The following is a 21,542-nucleotide window of genomic DNA, read 5'->3' as shown; positions in this document are numbered from 1 at the left end:
GGATTTCTTGTAACTAGTAAGGGCGATAGGAGCGGTTTAGGGAGTATTAGCTACGAAGGGCTAAGCGGTCCAGTTCTTTCAATTTATTGCTGAACCAGGCGGTGTGCAGGTCTTCGTCGATGAGGTGGCTCCAGAGGAGGTCAAAGAGGGGTTTTTCGGCAACTTTAAGGATCAGGCCCTTGTAATCGGTCATGGCCTTTTCCTCCAAAGTGATGTTGGCCCAGAGGATGGTGCGGGTACTGGTCCAGTTGAGGATGGTGCCGGCCGCTATCCCCAGGATGGGAGCAATGATCGTTCCCAGGCGGGTGGGCGTGGCGCCACGGCGTTTGAGCTCGGCTTCCAGGTTGATGACGTGCTTCTGTTCAATCTCCGCCACCCGGGTGAGGACCTGCTGCAGGTAAAGGTCGCCGGCCGCCCTGGCCTGGGTTTTGTAGAGGTCCACCTGCTCAATTTCCAGGCTGTAGAACCAGTTGAGGCTGCGGATGAGGTCCTCCTCGGTCAAAGCATAACACCCCTGATTTAGCCTGCGCTGTCGTGGATATAGTTATGCAAAGGGGGGACCCGGAAATATCATGGCCTGAAGCGGTTTTGGATGCCTTAGATGGGTGTTCTTCTAAGTGAGATTGCGCCAACTAAAAATGGTAGGGTAAAACTTGTTCAAGGCGTCGCCTTACTGATACCCTGGAGAAAGATCTCCACCAGGGTGTCCAGGGCGCGGGCAAGGGAAATATTATGGCTGGTAAGGAACGCCGGGTCGATGACCGCCCGGACGGCGCCCAGGTAGGAAGTAAGGAGCACAGCGGTGTCGAATTCCTTGAAATAACCCTGGCGACAGCCCTCCAGGTAGACCTGTCCCAACCCGCCCATGCGCTCGGATCGGAAGCGGTCAATTTTGATCCACAGGTGGGGGTAATAACGTTGCAGGTCGGCAAAGATGTGGGGCTCTAGGAAGCCCGCCTCCGCGGCCACAGCCCGGGCCGCAGCCTTGAGCTTGACAGGAGGGCTTTGGGGTCCGGCCAGGATAGCCTCGATTCTGGCTAGCAACCCCTGGAGCATGGTCTCCAACACCTGTTCTATTATTTCATCTTTACTCTGGAAGTAACGGTACAGGGTGCGCTTGCTGATGCCGGCAGCGGCGGCCAGCTCGTCGGTGGTCACGGCGTGGAAGCCTTTCTGGCTGGCCAACCTTTTCATGGCGGCCAGGATCCTATCTTTCATTTCCACTATGAATCTATTCTCCTTCAAGCAAACTTAGCGGCTCAGCCTTGCTAAGCAGCGGTAGTGGCAGCCCCCAGGGGTGGCTAATTGGCAAAACTGCGTTCTACCAATTACTCTACTCGCTTGCGGAAGCGCAGGGCGGCCAGGGCGATGATACCGGTCCCAAAACCGGCCAGGGCCACGACGTCCCGCCAGAGATAGTTAACCCCAATACCCTTCAGCATAATACCCCGCAGGATATCCAGAAAATAGGTAAGGGGCAGCAGGTTGCCCAGGTACTGGATGGGTCGGGGCATGGAGGCGCGGGGGAACATGAAACCACTCAACAGAACGCTGGGTAGGATGAAGAGCATGCTCATCTGCATGGCTTGAAGCTGGGTACGGGCCACGGTGGAGAAAAACATGCCCAGGCCCAGGGCGAAGACCAGGAAGAGGAGGGTCAACCCTAGAAGCAACAGCAGGCTGCCGGTAATGGGCACCTTAAACCACAGGGTGCCTATCCCGAGGGCCAGGCCCATGTCGATAAAGGCGACGACGATGTAAGGAATGAGCTTACCCAGCATTAATTCCGGCCCCTTGATGGGGGTGACCATCAGTTGCTCCAGGGTGCCCCGCTCCCGTTCCCGCACCAGGGCAAAGGCTGTGAGCATGATGGTGATATTCTGCATGACCAGGCCGATGAGGCCAGGGATATTGAACTTCAAGCTCTCCAGGCCGGGATTATACCAGGCCCGGGCGCGCAGGTCCACGCCCGGGCCGGCAGGTAAGGCCCTGCCCTCCTTACCCAGGACGACCAGGCGCATTTCCTGGGAGTTGTAGCGGGCGATTAATTCGGCCATGGCGAGGGCCGTGCGGGCCACCAGGGGGTCGGAGCCGTCTACCAGAAACTGGGCGGTGGCCATTTCTTGCCGTTTTAGGTCCCGGGAATAACCGGCCGGGATAACCAGGCCGGCCTGGACGCGGCCGCTGTCCAGCAGGGATTTCAGTTCACCATCGCTACCGGCCTGGCCAACCAGGTCGTAATAACCGCTGTTTACCAGGGCGGCCACGAGCTGGCGGCTGGCCTGGCTCTGGTCCCGGTCCAGGACGGCCAGGGGGATGTGGTTGACATCGGTATTAACAGCATAGCCAAAAAGGAGCAGCATCACCACCGGCATGATAAAGACCATCCCCAGGCTGGGGGGATCGCGGCGGATGTGGATGAATTCTTTGCGGATAATAGCCAGCAATCTCTGCCAGTTCACGACCTATCACTTCCTTCCGTGGCCATCTTAATAAAGACGTCTTCCAGGGTGGTAAGTCCGGCGGCGGCTAGGAGCCGGGCCGGGGGACCGAAGGCGTGGAGGCGGCCGCGGTCCATCAGGGCCACCAGGTGGCAGCGTTCCGCTTCATCCATATAGTGGGTGGTTACTAAAATGGTGATCCCTTCGGCAGCCAGTCCCTCGAGAAGCTCCCAGAAAAGGCGCCGGGAAACCGGGTCGACACCGGCGGTGGGTTCGTCCAGGACCAGCAGGTGCGGCTGGTGGATAAAGGCGCAGGCCAGGGCTACCCGTTGTTTCCAGCCCCCGGATAGGGTGCCCACGCGCTGCTTTTCACGGCCATCCAGGCGCATACGCTCGTAGAGTCCCCGGCAACGCTGGGATACAGCTGCGCCGCTAAGACCGTATATGCTGCCGAAGAAATGCAGGTTTTCGGCTACGGTCAAGTCCTCGTAAAGGTTGAACTTCTGGGACATATAGCCGATGCTGGCCTTGATGGCCTCAGCCTGGGTGACGATGTCCAGCCCCAGGACCCGGCCGTTGCCGCTGCTGGGCCGCATAAGACCGCAGAGCATGCGGATAGTGGTGCTCTTGCCGCAGCCGTTGGGACCCAGGAGGCCGAAGATGCTGCCTGCAGGGACCTGAAAGCTCACCTGGCGCACGGCCTGGAGGGAACCGAAGTTTTTGCTCAGGTTAGTCACCGTGATGGCGTTGTCGTCCTGGTGGCTGGAGGTAGTCAGCGATGGTTGTTTCACTCCTGAGGCGGCATTATCCGCAGAGGTAAAACCCTGCCGGTTGGCCTTCGCTGGCATCTTTCCTGGTCTACTATTGGATGCCTGGTGGTAGTCCATGACAGCTATCCCACCTTATACAGCAACTGATTGATGGACAGGCAGTAGTTCTTTATAATTGGGCACTCATTGCCCATGTTCTGCCGGTAGAAAGGTAACATCGACCGGCAGTCCCGGCCGCAGCTGATCCTGCCCGCCGGTGACCCGGATTTTCACCCGGAAGACCAGATTGACCCGCTCCTCCCTCGTCTGGACGTTACGGGGGGTAAATTCCGCCTGCGGAGCGATATACTCCACCTGCCCGGGGAAGGATTGGCCGGGGTAGGGATCGGCCTGGATTTGCACCGCCTGGCCAACCTTTACTTCGCCCAGGCGGTTTTCCGGGATGTAAACATTGAGCCAGAGGTTAGCTGTATCCAGGAGGGTGGCCACCTCGGCCCCGGGGCGGACCAGCTCTCCCTTTGCATAATTAACACTGCTGACCAGGCCGGCAGCTGGGGCTTTCAAAATGGTTTTACCCAAATTCAATTGCGCCTGTTCCAGGCTGCTTTGATTTTGTTTGACCCCGGCAGCCAGGCGGTCCAGGGTGTATCCGGTACTGCCGGCGCGGAGGAGGTCCAGGCGGGCCCGGGCACCCTCCAGCTGGGCTTTAGCACCTTCGAGTTGTGCTTGAGTCCCTTCCAGTTGATGCCGGGCCTGGTTATACTGGCTTTCCCGGTTGCGCAGTTCCTGCTCCGGCAGGGCGCCGGCCTGGAAGAGTTTCTGTGCTCGCTGCAGGTTATCTGCCAGCAGGTTGACCTGCTCCTGTAAAGTAGCTACCTGTTCTGCCGCGGTTCTCACCCCGGCTTCCAGGCGCGCCGCTTCCTGTTCGGCGGCGGTAATCTCCTGGGAGCGGGCACCGGCCCGGGCTTCGGCCAGGGCAGCCTGAGCGGCCTCCACCCCGGCCTCAGCTTGGGCGACCGGGATCTGGTAGCCGGACTGGTCCAGACAGGCGAGGATCTGGCCGGTGGCGACCATGTCTCCTTCTTTAATGGCTACATCCTGCAGGGTACCGCCTACCTCTGCCATAACCTTAACTTCGGTCGCTTCGATGGTACCGCTGGCTGTTAGGTACTGCTCTTTGTCCCGGCGCTGGCACCCGCTCACCAGGGCAGTCATGTTAACCAGGAGAATCAGCAGTAAAAAACAAGTTTTTTTACCTTTAGACAATAAAAGCACCCTCCCCCATGATGTACGACCCGCCAGGTTGACAATAATGTAGAGCCCAGGTAAACCACATACACCGTAATAGTTTACCTGGTGCCATTATAACACCTGGCACTACGGATGTAAAGGGGAGAGGGTAAACAAACCGGCAAGTGATCGTTTCCCTTTCTACATACCTCGGGATGTGAACTAGCCACGTTTCCAATCAGAAGCGGAGCTTATCTGGCAGGGATATGAAGAATGCGGCACCTGGCAGCAGCCGCCCCGGCACCGGCGGTCAAGCTTTTAATAGTCCCTGCTAAAAGTTTTCCGTCCTGGCAGGAGAAAACTGGTAGGGCATAGAAGTATAGAAAAATGAGAAGGACAGGGGAAGAACAACGAAAGGGGAGTAGGAAACAGAATGAGGAAACGGTTGCTGACCCTGGTACTGGCCCTGGGTTTAATCCTGGCGCTGGCCCCAGCAGCCCTGGCGGCGACGGTCACCGTTGACCAGCTGCGCCAGGTATTTCCCCAGGCCCCGGCGGCGGGGCGAACCCTGACCCGGGGCGAGTTTGCCGCTCTCCTGGCCCGGGCAGCAGGGCTGCAGGTGGCCGGTTCGGCTGCCAGCCAGGATGACACCTGGTACGTTCCGGCAGTAATGACCCTCAAGGAAAAGGGCGTCATCAGGGGTTACCCTGATGGTCTCCTCCACGTTGACCAGCCGGTAACCCTGTTGGAAGGAGCGGTTATGGCTTCCCGGTTGCTGGCGTTGCCTGACGGCGTCGCCGCGCCGGAGGTAACGGGGTCCCTGGGGCGGGATAGCTGGGGTTATACCCCCTATGCCTGGCTGGTGCGGGTCGGCCTGCTACAGCCCGGCCAGGATGCCGAGGCGCCCCTGACAGTGGACAGTGGTATTGCTTTCCTAAGCCGAGTCTTCGGCAGTGACCCGCAGGCGGAAAAGATTATCCAAGCCGCCCAGCAAGCTCAGGCGAAGATCAAAGACCTGAAGTTTACCGGCAGCATGGCCATGATTGTGAGCCCGCGGCCGGAAGCAGCCGGAAAGATGCCCCCAGTTTCCATGCAGGGCAAGATCGAGAGTGAAATCAACTATCCCTTGAACCTGCATCAGAAGATGGATATGACTATTAATTTGCCGGTCAATAAGATGCCGGGTAATGACCTGCCACCGGATTTGCAGCCGCAAGGCAAGGTGCAGTTTTCCACGGAACAATACCTGGTAGACGGCACTATGTACCAGAAGCTCGCGGCCCCCGGTATGGAAAAACCCCAGTGGATGAAGTTGCCTAAGGAGGCCCTGCCGGATCTCGAAGCTCTGATAGAACAGAGCCGGAATGCGGCCACTATGCCCGGGGGCGTAGCACCGGAATTAAAGGATAGCTTCCACTTCCAGTACCTGGGTGAGGGGGAAGAGAACGGCCACCGGGTGCACCGTATTGCCTACTACGGCTTGATTAACGACTGGCAGACCTTGCTCAAGGCCCTGCCTGGAGGGCTGACTCCGGAGATGGAGCAGGCCTTGAATCAGGCCGGCGGCATATTGCAGTCCATTTCCTTCTGGGGTGTAGAAGCCGTCGGCGTTGAAGACAACCTTACTTATGCCTCGGAAATGAGCGGCCTGGTTAGTTTCGCCGATCAATTCCAGGGCGAGGCCATGCCCCTGGAGGCCATGACCATCAGCATGAAGGTTACGGATTACCAGTATGACAGCGGCGTCAAGATCGAGGTGCCTGCTGAGGCCCTGGCGGCCCCGGAGTTGCCCTTGACACCCCCGCAGCCAGATACAAAAACATCTATGGTTCCGCAGGTACAGGGGTGATACCCCTGTCGCTATAGTTTAGAATCCTTTAAGAGCAGATCTCCAATGAGGCCTGCTTTTTTGTAAGTGAGGCGATTTGTGATATAGATCATTTTCACGTGGTCGCCTCTGGCTTATAACCTCCTTGTAACTACGCTGGTCCGCAGCGCCTCCCACATTGCGTCGCTGACCAGACCTAGCCGCCAGAGGGCTATACCACCCAGGTTATAGCGTTTAGCGATACCCACTTTGCCCAGGATGCTGGTCGCCGTTTCGGTAGGGGCGGAGATGCCCAGGACCAGCTTTGACGGCGGGACAACTACCCGGGCCATCTGCACCGCTTCCTCCACTTTACTTACCGGCTCCGGTATGGCACCATAGTCGTAAGCCATAATGATGATCCGGTCAGCAATAGCTCCCAGCCCTTTGTAGTCATAACCCTTATAGACGCTGTTGGGGGCGTGCAGGGTCAGGGTCAGGTGAAGACCGGCGGCCTGCAGCTGGCTGGACAGCAGTTTCGCGAACCTGGTAAACCTGTCCCGGACGATCTGTAATTGGGCGCCGCGGGGGGCATTATTGCGGTAAGCGGTCCGGTCGCCAACCTGGAGCCGGATAGATGTTTTCCCGTCCGTAGCCCTTACTGTGCGCGTATTGCCGTCCCAATCTACCTGCACGTTCAATGCTTCCGCTATAGCTCTAAAGGGTACCAGGATGCGCTTATCCTGGATAACCGGCGGTGCGTCGAAGGTTACCGGCTGGCCATCTACCAGCACCGGAATTTGTTTCCCCGGTTCTTGGGCCAGAGCCGGCGGTGCCAAACCGGCTACCAGCGTAGCTACAACCATAAGGGAAATCAAGATAAATCGTTTCAAGCTGTTATGTACCCCCAGACATGGCGAGGGTTAAGATGACACAGGAAACATATAGTAACTACTAATAACTTTGCTATCAAGGGGCTAAATCCTTCCACCGGGGTGGAAATACCTTGAATAAGCCCTGACCCCGGCAGTATCTCCGCCATCCCGGAAGCCGCTTTATTCATAGCATGATAAAACCGGTAGGGTAGACTTTCTGTTCATTACTAGTACTCTTATTCACCCTGGAGCCAGCCGTTACGGCAGTTTTAGGTTTTTGGATCCTGGACGAAAGGTTATATCCCCACCAGCTTCTGGGTGGATTACTGAACTTGATGGAGGCAACCTGGCAAAAAGTCAACGGAAGGGACAGGCCGGACTGCGGTGAGGACTCTCAGAGCTGATCCAGGTGCTCCCTGGCGGCGGGGGCAAAGATACAAAACAGGCCCCCGGCCAGGTATACCTGCCTGACCCGGGGGCCTGTCGTTTACCCTGAAGCCTATTACTCGCAGCAGCCACAGATATTAGTGTCCAGCAAGACCATAGGGGTCTCCTTTCAAACTTCGATCCATTTCCTCCCAGTTCCCATATGCCCTCTGTTTTCTTATTTTTGCTGTCAACTTTTCAAACTTTGCGGCAACCTGCTGCGCATCCCGGGAAGCGAGTTCCGGGTTATCTTTTAAGATCTGCGTTCGCAACTGCTGATAAAGGCTATCATTCTTATTGGCCGTGACAACCAAAATCACGGGGATTAAAATTTTTTAAAATGGCGACAGGTTTACCGCGGTTAGTAATGATTATGACCTGGCGCCCTGGCAATCCTCTTTAAAATAGAAGGCGAGTGTTATTAAGGGCCGGAGGAACCGGAGACAATATACAAGCGGTTTCTGGAACTCGCCGACCAGAAACAAGAAGGTCTTTGACGGGGATCTGCACGCCCTAATGGCATTCTCCCTTGCTCAATCAGTAACCCTCAGGTAAAATAAAGAAAAAGCTGTCAGGGACAGAATTCACTATCAGATGAGGAGGTGCGGGAAATGAGCCTTGCTTTAGCGGAACTGGCGGCAGGCCGGGGACGGTATACCTATGAGGATTATTGTCGCCTGCCGGAAGGATCGCCATATCAGCTAATCGGGGGGGAACTGGTAATGACACCTTCACCAACACCCTACCACCAAATGGTATCCATGAAATTGGAATTACAAATGGCGGGTTTGGTCCTGGAGAAGGGGCTGGGAGTTGTTTTATATGCCCCGGTTGATGTCTACCTTAATGAAGAAGAAACCTACCAGCCGGACCTCATTTTTATTGCCAGCTCCAGGCTGGAGATTATTGAAGAAAAGCGCATTAAGGGCGCCCCGGATCTGGTGGTGGAAATCCTTTCCCCCGGCACCGGCTATTACGATCTGCGCAGCAAATATAAGGTTTACGAAAAGAGTGGCGTCAGGGAATACTGGATTGTCGATCCCCGGCAAAAATCGGTGCAGGTCTTTTGTTTGCGGGACGGGAAGTTCTTCCTGGACCAGGAAGCTGAGCAGCAGGGTACGGTAAGGTCGCGGGTGATAGCCGGCTTAGCAGTACAAGTAGAAAGTATCTTTTAAGTTCCATCCTGGAATAGTCTTGGTACCCTGACTATACCATTTGATGCCTTGCTATAAGTAAAAGGGTGATCGATGATGATCAGAATCCCTACCGACCTCATAGCAAAAGCTGTTACCCCGGCTCTGGAGTCCAAGGAGGAAATAGCCGGGGCTTACTTGTTCGGTTCAGCCCTGGAGTTATGCCGTCCGGATAGTGATATTGATATCGGGCTGGTCATAGACCCCCTTGCCGGGCCGCCGGAGGAATACTACGAAAGGATAGCCAATAGTATAGCCAACCGCCTTTCCAGGCTTAACGGCCATCCTTTTGATGTGGTACCCTTAAATATAATAAACAGCATTTTCGCTTTCAAAGTAATAAAAAGCGGCCGCTTGATCTATAACTACCGGCCTCTGATAGTCAGCGATTTCATTGAAAAAATAAGCCGCCAGTACGCCGAAAATTAACCCCGTTACCGGGAAGCCCTCAAGATAATTGTGGGGGTGTAAGTTGGCTGCCGAACAGGATATGTTATCACCACCCTTGACAGGGCTATTTTTTTAGATATAATGTATATATAGATTATACACGGTACTATACAGATAAGGTTAAAATAAAGCGAGCAGGTAAAAAAGATGCTATTTTCCATTTCACCGCGGAACCCGGTTCCCCTCTACCAGCAAATAGTGGAGCAGGTGCGAGCCAAAATCTTGGCCGGCGAGCTGTCACCAGGTACTCAGTTGCCTTCTATCCGCGAACTGGCCAAAGAGCTGACCACCAGCATGATCACCACCAAACGCGCCTACCTGGAGCTGGAAAAGGAAGGCCTGCTTATTTCGCGCCCGGGCCTGGGGACCTTTGTAGCCGGGGTCCGGCCGGAGATGGTAGCCTCCCTGAAGCAGGCCCGGGTAAAGGAACACCTCCAGGCCGCCATCCTGGAAGCCAGGCGGGTGGGCATGCAGGATCAAGAGCTCCGGGCCCTCCTGGATGAACTTCTCGGGCGGGGACGGGAACCACCCGGGTAAAGGCAGCACAGTTAAACACTCCTATTATCAGTACCACCCTACAGCCCTCCGGCAGTCCCGGTGGGAGGACAGGGTGAGTGGCGTAAATGGCCATTCTATTAAGGGAAGGTGCCTAATTTGAGTGCAGCGCAACCGCTTCTCCGCCTGACGGGCGTAAGCAAGGCGTATCCCGGTTTCGAGCTCCAGGACATTAACCTGGAACTACCGCCGGGCTGTATCCTGGGCTTCATCGGTCCCAACGGCGCCGGGAAGACCACCACCATCCGCATCATCACCAACCTGGTTTGGCAGGACGGCGGCCGGGTAGAGGTACTGGGGCGGACCTGGGACCGGGACGAGGTAGCCATCAAAACCCGCCTGGGTTACGTTCCGGAAAACAGCCATTTGTACGAAGGGGCCACCGGCTACTGGTTGGGCAGTTTCCTGCGCCGCTATTACCCCACCTGGGACGACGCCTTTTTCCACGCCTTGCTGGCTAAATTCCAGGTTCCCGGCAACAAAACAGTCAAGCAGCTCTCCAAAGGCAATCGCACCAAGCTGGCGGTGGCCCTGGCCCTGGCCCACCGGCCCGAGGTTTTAATCCTGGATGAACCCACCGCCGGGGTGGACCCGGTGGTGCGTCATACCCTGGTGCAAGAACTGCTGGAAGTAATTCAGGACGAGACCCGGGGGGTGTTCTTTTCCTCCCATATCATCGAAGATATCGAGAAGGTGGCCGACCGGGTGACCTATATCACAGGTGGCCGGATAGCCCTGGCCGGCGACAAGGAAACCATCCTGGAGCAGTGGCAGGAGCTTACCTTCCGGTTAAAAGACGCCGGCCAGCTCCGGCAGGTGCAGCGCCTGGTGCCCTACGTTAAAGAAAGTGGCCTGGAGGTAGCGGCCGTTACCGGCGCTTACAACCCGCGCTTGCTGCAGGAACTGCGGCTTTTAGCGGCAGGCGAGGTTGACCGTCGGCCCCTGGGCCTGGAGGAGATTATGATTATCCTGGCCGGTAACGAGTGGCCAAAGGCAGAGGAGGTTTAGATGTTATGTGGGGATTAGTAACGAAGGATTATTATCTCTTGCGGCGGCAGGCCTGGTGGGTTTTAGTTCTGCTGTTTTTTAGCTACTTTTTCGGCTTCCGTGGTGGAGCGGCGGCGGTCCTGGCCATTAGCACCGGGATCTCCGCCTATCTCCTGGTCCTGAGTTCCCTGTCAATCGAGGATAAAAACAATAGCCTTAGCTTCTTACGGCTCCTACCTGTCCCGACCAGGGCGATAGTGGATGCCAAATTTATGCAACTGGTCCTGGGTGGTCTCTTGGGCGAAGTCTGTGGACTGGTTATAGTAGCCTTTATTAGTGTCACTGGCTTAAAAACAGTCACCGGTCCGGAGGTTATCTGGGGGCTTATCTTTTCCCTGGCCGTCGTAGAGATCCTTTACAGCCCCACTTTATGGCTCTTCTTCCGTTTCGGTGGGCGGGTAAACCGGATAGCCTCCCTCATTACATGGTTTGTCTTGTGGTTTACCATCGTCCCTATCATGGGAGTCCCTATCATGGGACTCTTCGCCACCCTTCCGGTAGCAGCCGGGGTACTCCTGGCCCTGCTGACCGTGGCCTGCTTTGGCTTTTTCCTGGTCCTGGCCCGGCGGGCCTTTGTCCGCCGGGAGATGCGTTAGCCGGGTCTCGTTAGGTAGAAGTTAAGCCCGGGGGCAGTCGCCAGCATTACCATTCCGGAGCCGGCAGTAATCCCCCTGAAGGTGTAGAAAATGGCAGGGGAGAGCCCCAAAATTAACAATCTATTAACCCGCCGTTAACCTGTATCATATAGCGTATATGCTAAAATATGAACAAATCGCATCATTAAACAGGATTTTGTAGGCGGCGGTTGCGAATTGAGTTCTGTAAAAGTGACTATGGGTTTTAAGGGCGAATTCTGTAAAACTAGGAAGGGGTAAGAAAATGCAGGCAGGTTCCTGGGTAAGACGGTTTGGAGGCGTTTTAGTGCACCCGTGTGGAACGTTTAGTGAATGGCCGGAAAAGGCACCCTTCTGGCCCCCGGCCCTGGCGTTGATAGGTTTTAACCTCATCCTGTCCCTGATCGCCCTGCCTAAAGTCAAGGCCGCCGCCCTCCTGGCCCTGGAGCAAAGCCCCGTACCGGCCGGCTCTCCCCACCTGGCCATGGCTACGACGATTATCAATTACGGGGTACCGGCCATGGCCATCCTGAGGGCCCTGGCCATCCCCCTGGTGATCTGGGTATTGGAGGCGGGGGCTATCAGCCTGGTGGGCCGTGTTTTCTTCGGCCTGCAGTCCACCTACGGCGACCTGTTGCCGGTGACTGTCGTGGCCTGGGTACCGGCCCTGTTGGGTGGCCTTATCCAGACGATATTAATCCTGGCCCTGCCCCCGGAAGCCATGCATCAGATCCAGTTGAGCCTGGCAGCCCTGCTCCCGCCAGCACCTCATCCGGGGGTGGGGTACCTGTTGTTGGGAAAAATCAACCCCTTTACAATCTGGAACTTTATCCTCCTGGGGATGGGGACAGCGGCTGTAGCCAGGGTGGAACAACGGCGTGGCCTGACGGTGGCCTTTGTTATCTGGCTGGTTTATGTAGTTTCCAGCGTGGCTTTAGGTATGGCCGGGGCGGCCTTCAGCCCCGCCGCCGGTTAAACCCGAAAAGAGCCGGTTATACGACCGGCTTTTCCTATATCACTTTCTTTTTTAGTTCAGGGTGAAACATTAGTGGTGGAATCCGCACTGAAGGCTGGAGCCTGTACCCACCAGCCCGTGGCTGCATGCCAACAGTGACCATTTTTGGTAGAACCTTATTTTCAGAAAGGGTAATAAACTTCGGAGTGGGTAGAGGCCATCCCTAGTAAAAACTTGGAGGTAGTCATGGGGAAAAGGGTTTTAACCATTGCAGGCATCATTGCCGTTATCGGGATCATCGGGGCCATTATTACGGCCAACATCTACCGTACCCGTCGGCCCGGCGGGTTACCCGTGAAGGTAACCCGGGTAGAAGAACGGAATATGACCACCACGGTCCTCACCACCGGCCGGGCGGAGCTGGCCGGGGAGCAGGAGGTTACCGCAACCATTGCCGGCCGGGTGAGTGCGGTCCTGGTACAACCCGGCGACCGGGTCACTAACGGGCAAACCCTGATCCGCCTGGAGGCCCCCGACCTGGCAGATAAGGTCCGGGAAGCCGAAGCAGCCGTGGCAGTGGCCCGGGCCAACCTGGCCAAAGCAAAGGAAGGGGCGCGCCCGGAAGAGGTAACTGCCGCCCAAATAGCCCGGGATCAGGCCGGGGTCAACCTGGAGGAGGCGCAAAAGAAACTGGAGCGGACCCGGGAACTGGCCGCCGCCGGGGCGGTGCCGGCTGCCGACCTGGAAGCGGCCCAGAATGAGGTCGCCCGCCAGAAACTCCAGGTTGCGGAGGCCGAGGCCAAATTACAGGCACTGACCTCCGGCCCCCGGCCAGGGGATATCGCGGCCCTGGAGGCCCAGCTGCACCAGGCGGAACTCGCCGCCACGGCGGCCCGGGAACAGCTGGCCGGAACAGCCCTGGTTGCCCCCATAAAAGGCACAGTGCTGGAGGTGACGGCCAGGGTTGGTCAGTGGGTAACCCCGGGAACCACCCTGTTACGGGTGGGGGACCCGGCGACCATGCAGATCCGGGCCAACGTGGCCGAGGCTGACAGCGGTAACCTGCAGCCGGGACAGGCCGTGGCCATCACCGGCCGCGCCTTCTGGGGTACGACCTACACGGGAAAAGTAGCCCTAGTGGCCCCGGCGGCGGTGACCCGGCAGTCCCAGCAGAGTTCGGAGACTACGGTGGAGGCCGTTATCGCCCTGGCCGGGCCGGCGCCCCTGCTCAAACCCGGTTACAGCGTCGACTTAAAGGTTACTACCGCCAGCAAGCCCCGGGCCCTGACCGTCCCCTTCGAAGCCGTCCAGGAAGAAAAGGGCCAGCGTTATGTTTACCGCATTGTTGACGGCAAGGCGCAGAAAGTGGTTGTCCGGACGGGTCTGGAGAATGAACTCTATATCGAAGTAACGGCGGGCCTGCAGGCCGGCGATCAGGTAATCTTGAACCCCACGGATAAAATCAAAGACGGCGTGGCCGTGAAACCCGAGGGGGAGAAGCAGTGATTCGCCTGGAGGGGGTAAGTAAGATCTACCGCCTGGGGAGCATTGCCGTGCCGGCCCTGGTGGATGTCTCCCTGGAGGTGCGGCCGGGGGAATTCGTAGCCATTATGGGCCCCTCCGGTTCCGGCAAGTCAACCCTTATGCATATCCTGGGCTGCCTGGACCGGCCCAGCAGCGGCCGCTACTTTTTAGACGGCCAGCCGGTGGAAGGCCTGGCCGAGGGGGCCCTGGCCCGGGTGCGCAACCGGAAGATCGGCTTTGTCTTCCAGACCTTCAACCTGCTGCCCCGCCAGACGGCCCTGCGTAACGTGGAACTGCCCCTGATTTATGCCGGCGTACCCGCGGCGGAGCAGCGGCAGCGGGCCCGGGCGGCCCTGGAGCGGGTGGGCCTGGCAGAGCGCTACCGCCACCGGCCCAACGAGCTCTCCGGCGGCCAGCGCCAGCGGGTGGCCATCGCCCGCGCCCTGGTCAACCGGCCGCCGGTGATCCTGGCCGACGAACCCACCGGCAACCTGGACAGCCGTTCGGGGGAAGAGATAATGGCCATCTTCCAGGAGCTCCACGCCGCCGGCGTGACCGTCGTCCTGGTGACCCACGAGCGGGATATCGCCAGCCACGCCGGCCGCATCCTCCACTTTCGCGACGGGCATTTGCTGAAAGAAGAAGAGGTACCCCGGCCTTTAACAGCCAGGGAACTCCTGGCGGCGGGAAAGGAGGGGCGGCAGCCATGAACCTGGTGGAAGGTTTCTTCCTGGCCCTGGAGGGCATCTGGAGTAACAAGCTGCGTTCCTTCCTGACCATGCTGGGGATCACCATCGGCATTGCCGCCGTCATCACCGTGGTGGCGGTAGGGGAAGGGGGCCGCGCCGTTTTAATGCAGGAGATGGAGAAGATCGGCAGCAACCTCTTCGCTGTTTATATTCCCTGGAACAGCAGCGAGATGCCGCGGGAAAACGAGTTGACCCTGGAAGATGTAACAGCCATCAAAGAACTGGTGCCGGCGGTTAAATACCTGGCTCCCTCCAGCTTCAACCAGGCCAATATTTCCTCGGGCCGTAAGGAGAAGGCCGTAACGGTTCAGGGTACCACCACCGATTATGGCCCGCTACGCAATGTGGAGATCCTCCACGGCCGCTTTCTCACCAGCGCCGACGTTGCCGCCGCCCGGCCGGCCGTAGTCATTGATGAAAAGCTGGCCGCGGAGCTCTTCCGTTCCGGGGATGCCGTCGGTCAAAAGGTACTCTTGAAAGGAACCAGCGCCGTCATCGTGGGCGTCGCCAAAGCCGAATCCTCCTTTCTCAGCGGCGGCGATCAGACCAGTACCGCTTATATTCCCATCACTTACTGGCAGCAGCTCTTTCCCCGCCGGCCCATCAACCAGCTGGAAGGCCAGGCTGCCAGCAAGGACCAGGTGGACCCAGCCATGAAGCTGGCAGCCCGGATCCTGGAGCGGCGCCATAATGCCGCCCCGGGTCGTTACCAGACCATGAGCATGGAACAGCAGATGGCCGTGGCCAACCGGGTGACCGGGATTCTCACCTTGATTATCGGCGCCATCGCCGCCATCTCCCTCTTTGTCGGCGGCATTGGCGTCATGAATATCATGCTGGTTTCGGTGACGGAGCGGACGCGGGAAATCGGCATCCGGATGGCCCTGGGAGCCCGGCGCCAGGATATCATGGGCCAGTTTCTGGTGGAGGCCATCACCATCAGCCTGGCGGGGGGTATCCTGGGGATGCTTATCGGCGCCGGCGGCGCCTTTGCCATCGCCCATTTCGCCCACTGGCCGCCCCTGATCTCTTGGAGTACCGTGGCCATCGCCTTTGCCTTCAGCACGGCCGTGGGCCTTTTTTTCGGCCTCTACCCGGCCAACAAGGCCGCCCGCCTGGATCCCATCGAGGCTTTGCGCTATGAGTAAGAAAGGCGGCGTTTTTCCTTGGTTTAAGCAGCAACTCTTAACAATAAACGGCAGGTGAGAACTTGGGATGAGTTGGATCTGGCGTGGCTGGCAAAAATTGAATCGTTATTACCCGATCTGGCTAGAGGTGCCTTCGGTACTACTGCTGATCTTTGCTTTCTGGTACCTGGCCGGCCATTACGCCGACCTGCCGGCGCGCATACCGACCCATTTCGGCTTTACTGGTTTGCCGGATAACTGGGGCCACAAAAAATCGATTTTAGTAATGCCCTTCATTGCCGCCGCCATCTATTTCCTGTTTACCGGCATATCCCTCTGGATCGCCGCCGTGGACGACCCCCGCCGGATTATAAGTGCGCCAGAGAAGGATAGAAAAAAGATCCAACCAGCCGCAGCTGAGGCAGTGCGTATGGTAACGTTGCGTGGCCTGCTAGTCCTGAAGATATTTATTCTAAGCCTGAGCGCTTACTTGACCTACAAGAATGTCCAGGTGGCCCTGGGACTGGCCACCGGTATCGGCTGGGTGGGATTAGTTTTTGGTATTATGGCTGCAGCTACCGTTTTTTACCTGGGTATCCGGTGCCTGCTCCTGATCGGCAGCAAATGAAACCAGTTCCCGGCAAGGTATCCCGCAGCGGGAATAGGAAAAGGAGCCTTGATCTCAGGGCTCCTTTTCCGCAATATACTCAAGAAGGTTTTTGCCGGGAGCTTTACGGAGCGTTCCGGCAAAATTTTTGCCCGTCCGGGGGTGCCGGGTGAAACACTCAGGGGGGAATCCAGAAGAAATAATCGCCCAGGGGTATACTGGCTGGTGTTAGGTTCATTCTTACTGACGCTGGCCCTGGCTTGCCTCTACTTCCTGGGGATGGCAGGTTTAAGCTGGCAACCGGCAAGAAAATCCTGGCTGCCCTGGGGGGCCGGCAGGCGGAAATCTACTCCGCCACCCTGGCCGGTATCCTCATCATCAGCCTGGTCACCTGGCTGCCCTACCTGGGTTTAATTGCCGGGCTGGTGGTTAAAGCTACCGCGCTGGGAGCGGCGGCAGTTACTCTGATCGGTATAGCCTGGCACAAGTAATATTATTAACAAAACAAGCCATGTTTGTTAACAGATATTTAATATGTACCTGGTATAATTAGGATATATTATATCGTACCCGGTGCCAAAGTAAGACTAGGAATAGAAGGGGGAGCGACATGCTAAAATCGCGCAGGATGCTATTTTGGGGATTGGTAGTCTTTATCCTGGCCATGCTGGCTGGTCCGGTTCTGGCGGCGGGAGGGGACAGGGTTACCCTTGAGGCCGGCCAGGTGGTAAATGATGATTTCTATGCCGCGGGCCGCATGGTCAGGATCCAAGGTGAGGTAAAGGGAGATTTAATGGCTGCGGGTGAGACGGTTACCGGCTCTGGCCGGACCGGCGGCGACGTCCTGGCGGCTGGCCGCTTTCTCGACCTGGGCGGCAGTATAAGCGGCGATGTGCGGGCGGCCGGACAGGTGATCAACATCACGGCCAATGTAGACAAGGCCATGACCCTGTTCGGCCAGCAGCTAACCCTGGGGCCCGCCGCCCGGGTGGGCCGCAACTTGATCTATGCCGGGGAAAATATGGACCTGGATGGTACGGTGGGCGGCAATGTGCGCGCCTGGGTCAATACGGCGGCTGTTTCCGGCCAGGTGGGCGGCAACCTGGAGGTCGATGCCACCAGGCTGGACGTACTCCCTGGCGCGCGTATAAATGGCGATATTGTCCTGCGGGGGCCCAACCCGCCGCAGATAGCGCCCGGGGCGGTAGTGCAGGGGCAGGTCCGCTATACAGCCGTTGCCCCCGAAACACCCGCCAGGAGAACCTGGTGGCAGGTCCTGGGACAGCAACTGCTGGCCCTGGTCAAACTCCTGGCCCTGGCCTCGCTCCTGGCCCTCCTGGCGGCCCCGTTCCTGCAGGCGCTGGTGAAAGTGTTGCAGCAGAAACCCTGGAGCGGCCTGGGCGCAGGCCTGGGATGGATAGTACTGGCACCCCTGGCCATTATCCTGCTGGCGCTGGTGGTAGTCGGCCAGTCAGTGGCCGGCCTGCTGGGCCTCGCCTATTTGGCCCTGCTTTTCGGCGCCGGCTTGCTCTTTAAACCCATCCTGGGAGCTTTCCTGGGTCACTGGTTGCTGGCCCGGTTTGGGGGCGGCAGGCAGCTTTCCCTGATTTGGGAGACACTGCTGGGGGCGACTATCCTCTGGCTGGTGGGCCTCATACCTGTGGTAGGGACGATAATCACCATCCTGGGGGTGATCTTTACCCTGGGCAGCGCGATAATTTTGCTGGGACGTCATGTTCTGTCCTGGCCGCACCGAGCCGTCGTGGAATAAGGTGGAAGGGGGACCTCTACGCCGCCAGCAACAACCTTCAGTTACGCATACCTTCATTTCAAGATAGACGCCCATGCCGCCGACGCCTGCAGCAGAAGGATGAAAATGGTAAAGATCCTTATTTTCGGGATAGACATTCATGAGGTAGAGCGGCATTGGTAACATGTGAAAATGGAAAGAGAGCCCCCGGATCTGGCCGGTTACCGGATACGGGGGCTTTTTCTTCTTAGAACGCAGCTGCTGTCTTTGTTGCCGGTTTTACCTCGTTTAATCAGGTTACGGGGAACAGCAGCAGGAATGGCGATCAGGCTGGTTGCCTTTGAAGGAAATAAAATACCCGGCAGATGGGCCCGGGTGGGATAAAAGTTAACGCTCACCGGCCGGCGGGCAAGTCGCAGGTCAGGATAGTTTCGCCGGCTTCGCCGGCTAGGGTTACCAGGGCGCCCTCCGGGTCGGCGATGAGGCTGTTCCCCAGGCTGACCATACCGATGTGGCTGCCCACGGCGTTGGCCAGGAGGACGTAAATGCCGTTCTCCACGGCGCGGGCAATGGGCAGGGCGCGGTTTTTGGGCAGCTTCCAGCGCGCCTCGGCGGGGTGGTAGTAATGGGCGGAGAGGATGAACATGGCTTCGGCCCCTTCTTCGCGCAGGCTGCGGGCCAGCTCCGGATAGTTCTGGTCGCGGCAGATGATCACGCCGAACTTGCGCCCCTGGCAGGTGAAGGCCAGGGGAGTAGCGCCCGGGGTGAAGTATTTGGCTTCGGCGGCGGTCAGGTTTATTTTACGGTAGGTATGGGCGGTGCCGTCCGGCAGGAAAATCGTGGCGGCGTTATATAGCTGGCCGCCTGAAAAGGCGGCGTGGCCGACAATCAGGCCGAGGCCCAGTTCTCCTGCCCGCCGGGAGAGGCGGGCCAGGGAACCTTCCAGTTCTTCTGGAAAACCAGGCTGGCTCAAGGTAGCCGGGTTATAGCCTGTCAGGCCCATTTCCGGGAAAGCCAGTAGATCAACGCCCCGGGACGCCGCTGTCTCGGCCAGCCGCAGGACGGTAGCTTCATTAGTTGCCAGGGTGTCGGCGATAAACACCTGGGCCGCACCAAGACGCACGGGGATCGCCTCCATAGCACATAGCATAATTTACCTTCTCTATCTTACTATCCCGGCGCCAGTGTAGCAAGCCGGCCGATGAAAAAAGCAAGTGGAGCATGATGAGCCCCTTCATCCTGGCAAGCCTTGATAACTTCGTAACCCAAACGAGGAAGAACGGGTAGTACTTATGGGTGACTGGCTACCCGCTCCTTAAGTCAGTGCGCCACCTGGCGGAAGGCCAGGTAGGAATATACTATCGTACCCGCCACGGCTATGCCCGGGCCGGCCAGGCCCAGGATAAAGTTGGCCGGCAGTGGTAAGAAGGCGGCAGCTATAAACATCAGCCCGGCCAGGATAAAGGCGTAGCCAGAGAAACGGTGGGTGCGCCGCCAGACTTCTTCGTTGGCCAGGGTCCAGGGCGTGCGGACGCCGAAGAAGTAGTTGAAACGCGCCTGGGGCAGGTAGTTGCCAATCAGGATAAAGAGCAATCCTACTGCCAGGGGTACCACCCGGCTGACCAGGTTGGCCGGGCCGCCCAGGGCCACGACCAGGGTGGTGGCATAAATTACCCCCATAAAGAGGACTAGCCCCAGGCGTACCACCCAATAGGCCTTGCTAAAGCGGGGGTAATTCTCCCGCTTGGGGTCCAGGTAAGGGGCAAAGAGCATGAGCAGGTAGATGCCACTACCCATTAAGGGCGGGGCGAAGGCGCCCCAGAAGCGGCTAAAGTAGTTATCCACTTCGCCGCGGAAGTTCCAGTGGGCCGGTACCAGTTCCGGCAGGTGGGGGTAGAGGATAATGCCGGCGACGAACATGGCCGCCAGGACAACCAGGGCCGGCCAGTCGCGGGCCAGGGTTTCTTTATCGACGTGATACCCGGTTTTCATAGACAATGCCTCCTTTCCGTTATTATCCCCAGCATGTCGAAGAGCCACCCGGTGATATCCTGCAATACGGTAGTGTTGAGGGAATAGATGACGTACTGGCCCCTTTTTTCATCCTGCACCAGCCCCGCTTCCTTGAGGACATTCAGGTGGTGGGAGATGGTCGGCCAGGAAAGGTCAAAGGACGCGGCAATCTCCCCGGCGGCCATATCCCCCCGGGCCAGCCGCCGCAGGATCTCCCGGCGGGTCTCATCCCCCAGGGCCTTGAAGAGGGTATTGAGCCCCATAACCCTCCCTCCTATTATTTAGATAAACATCTAATTAACTACAATATAACCCCGGCCTGATGCTTTGTCAAGTAGCGGCGATTATTTAGACGGGAGACATTTCGGGAACCTGGCAACCTTCAACAACGTTTATAAAGGATAGAGCTGAAAATCAGCAGGAAAACCATTTTCTAAAACATGGCATACTAAAAGCGGAAACGCGCGGGAGGTATTCATTCATTATATCACCAGTGCACAGGAAGCGGTGTTGGCCAGTCTTTACGGCCCTCGTTTTAGTTTGCAGCCTGCTGGCCAGTCCCCTGGCAGCCCTGGCGGCTCCATCCTGGCGGGTAACGGCTGAAACGGAGCAGGTACCCCTGGCCACGGGGGTACGTTACTCGGCCTACAGGCTTGACGCTCCTGAATACAACGAAGCCATCAAGGTTTTAACCATTGATCCCAATGACAGGTACACTGTCCTAGAGACGGCCCTTTCCCGGGACAACCTGGCCAGGGACCAGGAACATCCTACGGCCATGGCGGGGCGGCTGGCTGGTCCGGGGGGACTTGGCCTTATGACCATCTTTTTCCTGGCCCTGTTTCTTATGGATTGGCTGCACCTGAGCCTTTTCTTTTTTATGCTGCCGGTCATCTGGCTTTATAGTTTCTTTGACGCTTTGAAACTGGTGTCAGCTTGTGATAGGACTGTACCCGAAAGTGAGGATACATTGTTATCCTGGCTGGTGGAAAAGCAACGATGGGTGGGTCTTAGTTTAATTGCCTTAGGTGTCCTGATTATCTTTGAACGCGTGGTTGTCCCCTACCTTAGCTATAACTTAATAAACATAATCAAAACGGGGTTTATAGCAGCGATGTTTATTGGTGGTGGTGTACGGCTGGTTATGGGAAGCAGGCTCAACCTGCCAATTACGGAGAAAGTAAAGACGGAATCATGTTTGGATAATGATATGGATAATGATATAAACGACATAAACGATATAATGGAGGGTGAAAGATGCAACGAGAAGAAAAAACCATGAGGCAATGGCGGGTAGGCTCATTCTCCATGGCCTTAGCGCTGATTTTGTTTGGAGTGGCCACCCTGGTGTTCCATAGTGTGGCTTGCCGGCTCGGGGCTCAGCCCGATTCTGTAACAACTTCTTAATA

23 protein-coding genes are annotated in these 21,542 nt (G+C 57.5%); 14 read left to right on the top strand and 9 right to left on the bottom strand.

Annotation, left to right across the window (positions count from 1 at the left end):
• Positions 1 to 46: 46 nt before the first annotated feature.
• The 5 genes from SDD30_RS03800 to SDD30_RS03780 all read right to left on the bottom strand — a co-directional run bounded on the left by SDD30_RS03800 (position 47) and on the right by SDD30_RS03780 (position 4,477).
• The gene (locus tag SDD30_RS03800) at positions 47 to 502 is read right to left on the bottom strand and encodes a ferritin-like domain-containing protein (RefSeq protein ID WP_434073609.1); all 456 of its coding nucleotides are present in this window, start codon (positions 500 to 502) and stop codon (positions 47 to 49) included.
• 155 nt (positions 503 to 657) lie between these two features.
• The gene (locus tag SDD30_RS03795) at positions 658 to 1,218 is read right to left on the bottom strand and encodes a TetR/AcrR family transcriptional regulator (protein WP_434073702.1); all 561 of its coding nucleotides are present in this window, start codon (positions 1,216 to 1,218) and stop codon (positions 658 to 660) included.
• Between the two features lie 110 nt (positions 1,219 to 1,328).
• Positions 1,329 to 2,462 carry an ABC transporter permease gene (locus SDD30_RS03790; protein ID WP_434073608.1) on the bottom strand — a complete coding sequence of 378 codons (1,134 nt, stop codon included), beginning with the start codon at positions 2,460 to 2,462 and terminating at the stop codon, positions 1,329 to 1,331.
• Positions 2,459 to 3,289 (bottom strand): ABC transporter ATP-binding protein, encoded by an 831-nt coding sequence (locus SDD30_RS03785; protein WP_434073607.1) that lies wholly within the window; start codon positions 3,287 to 3,289, stop codon positions 2,459 to 2,461. The genes SDD30_RS03790 and SDD30_RS03785 overlap by 4 nt, the downstream gene beginning before the upstream one ends.
• Positions 3,290 to 3,394: 105 nt before the next feature.
• Positions 3,395 to 4,477: an HlyD family secretion protein gene (locus tag SDD30_RS03780; protein WP_434073606.1), complete on the bottom strand. Its 1,083-nt coding sequence runs from the start codon at positions 4,475 to 4,477 to the stop codon at positions 3,395 to 3,397.
• Positions 4,478 to 4,874: 397 nt separating this feature from the next.
• Here SDD30_RS03780 and SDD30_RS03775 point away from each other — a divergent pair, with 397 nt between their 5' ends.
• A complete protein-coding gene (locus SDD30_RS03775) occupies positions 4,875 to 6,290 on the top strand; it encodes a DUF6612 family protein (protein ID WP_434073605.1) in 1,416 nt (471 codons plus the stop codon).
• A 113-nt stretch (positions 6,291 to 6,403) separates the two neighbouring features.
• On the opposite strand, the gene SDD30_RS03770 is transcribed toward SDD30_RS03775, so the two are convergent.
• Positions 6,404 to 7,141 (bottom strand): stalk domain-containing protein, encoded by a 738-nt coding sequence (locus SDD30_RS03770; RefSeq protein WP_434073604.1) that lies wholly within the window; start codon positions 7,139 to 7,141, stop codon positions 6,404 to 6,406.
• 1,019 nt (positions 7,142 to 8,160) lie between these two features.
• Here SDD30_RS03770 and SDD30_RS03765 point away from each other — a divergent pair.
• The 12 genes from SDD30_RS03765 to SDD30_RS03710 all read left to right on the top strand — a co-directional run bounded on the left by SDD30_RS03765 (position 8,161) and on the right by SDD30_RS03710 (position 18,141).
• On the top strand, positions 8,161 to 8,724 hold the full coding sequence (locus SDD30_RS03765) for a Uma2 family endonuclease (protein WP_434073603.1): 564 nt from the start codon (positions 8,161 to 8,163) through the stop codon (positions 8,722 to 8,724).
• Positions 8,725 to 8,796: 72 nt separating this feature from the next.
• On the top strand, positions 8,797 to 9,171 hold the full coding sequence (locus SDD30_RS03760) for a nucleotidyltransferase domain-containing protein (RefSeq protein WP_434073602.1): 375 nt from the start codon (positions 8,797 to 8,799) through the stop codon (positions 9,169 to 9,171).
• A gap of 168 nt (positions 9,172 to 9,339) precedes the next feature.
• Positions 9,340 to 9,729, top strand: coding sequence for a GntR family transcriptional regulator (locus SDD30_RS03755; RefSeq protein WP_434073601.1), 390 nt, complete (start codon positions 9,340 to 9,342; stop codon positions 9,727 to 9,729).
• Positions 9,730 to 9,846: 117 nt separating this feature from the next.
• Entirely contained in the window at positions 9,847 to 10,755 is a 909-nt protein-coding gene (locus SDD30_RS03750; RefSeq protein WP_434073600.1) for an ABC transporter ATP-binding protein, read from the top strand.
• Positions 10,756 to 10,760: 5 nt separating this feature from the next.
• A complete protein-coding gene (locus tag SDD30_RS03745) occupies positions 10,761 to 11,390 on the top strand; it encodes an ABC-2 transporter permease (protein ID WP_434073599.1) in 630 nt (209 codons plus the stop codon).
• 325 nt (positions 11,391 to 11,715) lie between these two features.
• Entirely contained in the window at positions 11,716 to 12,384 is a 669-nt protein-coding gene (locus SDD30_RS03740) for a YIP1 family protein (protein WP_434073598.1), read from the top strand.
• Between the two features lie 225 nt (positions 12,385 to 12,609).
• Positions 12,610 to 13,869: an efflux RND transporter periplasmic adaptor subunit gene (locus tag SDD30_RS03735; protein ID WP_434073597.1), complete on the top strand. Its 1,260-nt coding sequence runs from the start codon at positions 12,610 to 12,612 to the stop codon at positions 13,867 to 13,869.
• Positions 13,866 to 14,597, top strand: coding sequence for an ABC transporter ATP-binding protein (locus SDD30_RS03730; protein WP_434073596.1), 732 nt, complete (start codon positions 13,866 to 13,868; stop codon positions 14,595 to 14,597). The genes SDD30_RS03735 and SDD30_RS03730 overlap by 4 nt, the downstream gene beginning before the upstream one ends.
• Positions 14,594 to 15,784: an ABC transporter permease gene (locus SDD30_RS03725; protein WP_434073595.1), complete on the top strand. Its 1,191-nt coding sequence runs from the start codon at positions 14,594 to 14,596 to the stop codon at positions 15,782 to 15,784. The genes SDD30_RS03730 and SDD30_RS03725 overlap by 4 nt, the downstream gene beginning before the upstream one ends.
• 67 nt (positions 15,785 to 15,851) lie before the next feature.
• Entirely contained in the window at positions 15,852 to 16,391 is a 540-nt protein-coding gene (locus SDD30_RS03720) for a DUF1648 domain-containing protein (RefSeq protein ID WP_434073594.1), read from the top strand.
• Between the two features lie 239 nt (positions 16,392 to 16,630).
• Entirely contained in the window at positions 16,631 to 16,861 is a 231-nt protein-coding gene (locus SDD30_RS03715) for a hypothetical protein (RefSeq protein ID WP_434073593.1), read from the top strand.
• 119 nt (positions 16,862 to 16,980) lie between these two features.
• Positions 16,981 to 18,141: a bactofilin family protein gene (locus tag SDD30_RS03710; protein WP_434073592.1), complete on the top strand. Its 1,161-nt coding sequence runs from the start codon at positions 16,981 to 16,983 to the stop codon at positions 18,139 to 18,141.
• 373 nt (positions 18,142 to 18,514) lie between these two features.
• On the opposite strand, the gene SDD30_RS03705 is transcribed toward SDD30_RS03710, so the two are convergent.
• The 3 genes from SDD30_RS03705 to SDD30_RS03695 all read right to left on the bottom strand — a co-directional run bounded on the left by SDD30_RS03705 (position 18,515) and on the right by SDD30_RS03695 (position 20,396).
• Positions 18,515 to 19,243 (bottom strand): carbon-nitrogen hydrolase family protein, encoded by a 729-nt coding sequence (locus SDD30_RS03705; protein WP_434073591.1) that lies wholly within the window; start codon positions 19,241 to 19,243, stop codon positions 18,515 to 18,517.
• A 197-nt stretch (positions 19,244 to 19,440) separates the two neighbouring features.
• Positions 19,441 to 20,112, bottom strand: coding sequence for an SdpI family protein (locus SDD30_RS03700; protein WP_434073590.1), 672 nt, complete (start codon positions 20,110 to 20,112; stop codon positions 19,441 to 19,443).
• Positions 20,109 to 20,396 (bottom strand): autorepressor SdpR family transcription factor, encoded by a 288-nt coding sequence (locus tag SDD30_RS03695; protein ID WP_434073589.1) that lies wholly within the window; start codon positions 20,394 to 20,396, stop codon positions 20,109 to 20,111. Before SDD30_RS03695 ends, SDD30_RS03700 begins: the two co-directional genes overlap by 4 nt.
• Positions 20,397 to 20,626: 230 nt before the next feature.
• Here SDD30_RS03695 and SDD30_RS03690 point away from each other — a divergent pair, with 230 nt between their 5' ends.
• Positions 20,627 to 21,415, top strand: a complete 789-nt coding sequence (locus SDD30_RS03690) for a hypothetical protein (RefSeq protein WP_434073588.1) — start codon at positions 20,627 to 20,629, stop codon at positions 21,413 to 21,415.
• Positions 21,416 to 21,542: the final 127 nt, after the last annotated feature.

Source organism: Moorella naiadis (nom. illeg.) (assembly GCF_051020825.1).
Taxonomy (GTDB): domain Bacteria; phylum Bacillota; class DSM-521; order Neomoorellales; family Neomoorellaceae; genus Neomoorella; species Neomoorella naiadis.
The sequence above is the reverse complement of the archived record's forward strand: the minus strand, read 5'-3'. Positions and strand labels throughout refer to the sequence as shown.

Coding starts and splice junctions, on each gene's coding strand:
- SDD30_RS03795 (WP_434073702.1), bottom strand. CDS start 1,218: ATGAAAGATAGGATCCTGGCCGCCATGAAAAGGTTGGCCAGCCAGAAA.
- SDD30_RS03785 (WP_434073607.1), bottom strand. CDS start 3,289: ATGCCAGCGAAGGCCAACCGGCAGGGTTTTACCTCTGCGGATAATGCC.
- SDD30_RS03775 (WP_434073605.1), top strand. CDS start 4,875: ATGAGGAAACGGTTGCTGACCCTGGTACTGGCCCTGGGTTTAATCCTG.
- SDD30_RS03765 (WP_434073603.1), top strand. CDS start 8,161: ATGAGCCTTGCTTTAGCGGAACTGGCGGCAGGCCGGGGACGGTATACC.
- SDD30_RS03760 (WP_434073602.1), top strand. CDS start 8,797: ATGATGATCAGAATCCCTACCGACCTCATAGCAAAAGCTGTTACCCCG.
- SDD30_RS03755 (WP_434073601.1), top strand. CDS start 9,340: ATGCTATTTTCCATTTCACCGCGGAACCCGGTTCCCCTCTACCAGCAA.
- SDD30_RS03745 (WP_434073599.1), top strand. CDS start 10,761: ATGTGGGGATTAGTAACGAAGGATTATTATCTCTTGCGGCGGCAGGCC.
- SDD30_RS03735 (WP_434073597.1), top strand. CDS start 12,610: ATGGGGAAAAGGGTTTTAACCATTGCAGGCATCATTGCCGTTATCGGG.
- SDD30_RS03725 (WP_434073595.1), top strand. CDS start 14,594: ATGAACCTGGTGGAAGGTTTCTTCCTGGCCCTGGAGGGCATCTGGAGT.
- SDD30_RS03720 (WP_434073594.1), top strand. CDS start 15,852: ATGAGTTGGATCTGGCGTGGCTGGCAAAAATTGAATCGTTATTACCCG.
- SDD30_RS03710 (WP_434073592.1), top strand. CDS start 16,981: ATGCTAAAATCGCGCAGGATGCTATTTTGGGGATTGGTAGTCTTTATC.
- SDD30_RS03700 (WP_434073590.1), bottom strand. CDS start 20,112: ATGAAAACCGGGTATCACGTCGATAAAGAAACCCTGGCCCGCGACTGG.
- SDD30_RS03695 (WP_434073589.1), bottom strand. CDS start 20,396: ATGGGGCTCAATACCCTCTTCAAGGCCCTGGGGGATGAGACCCGCCGG.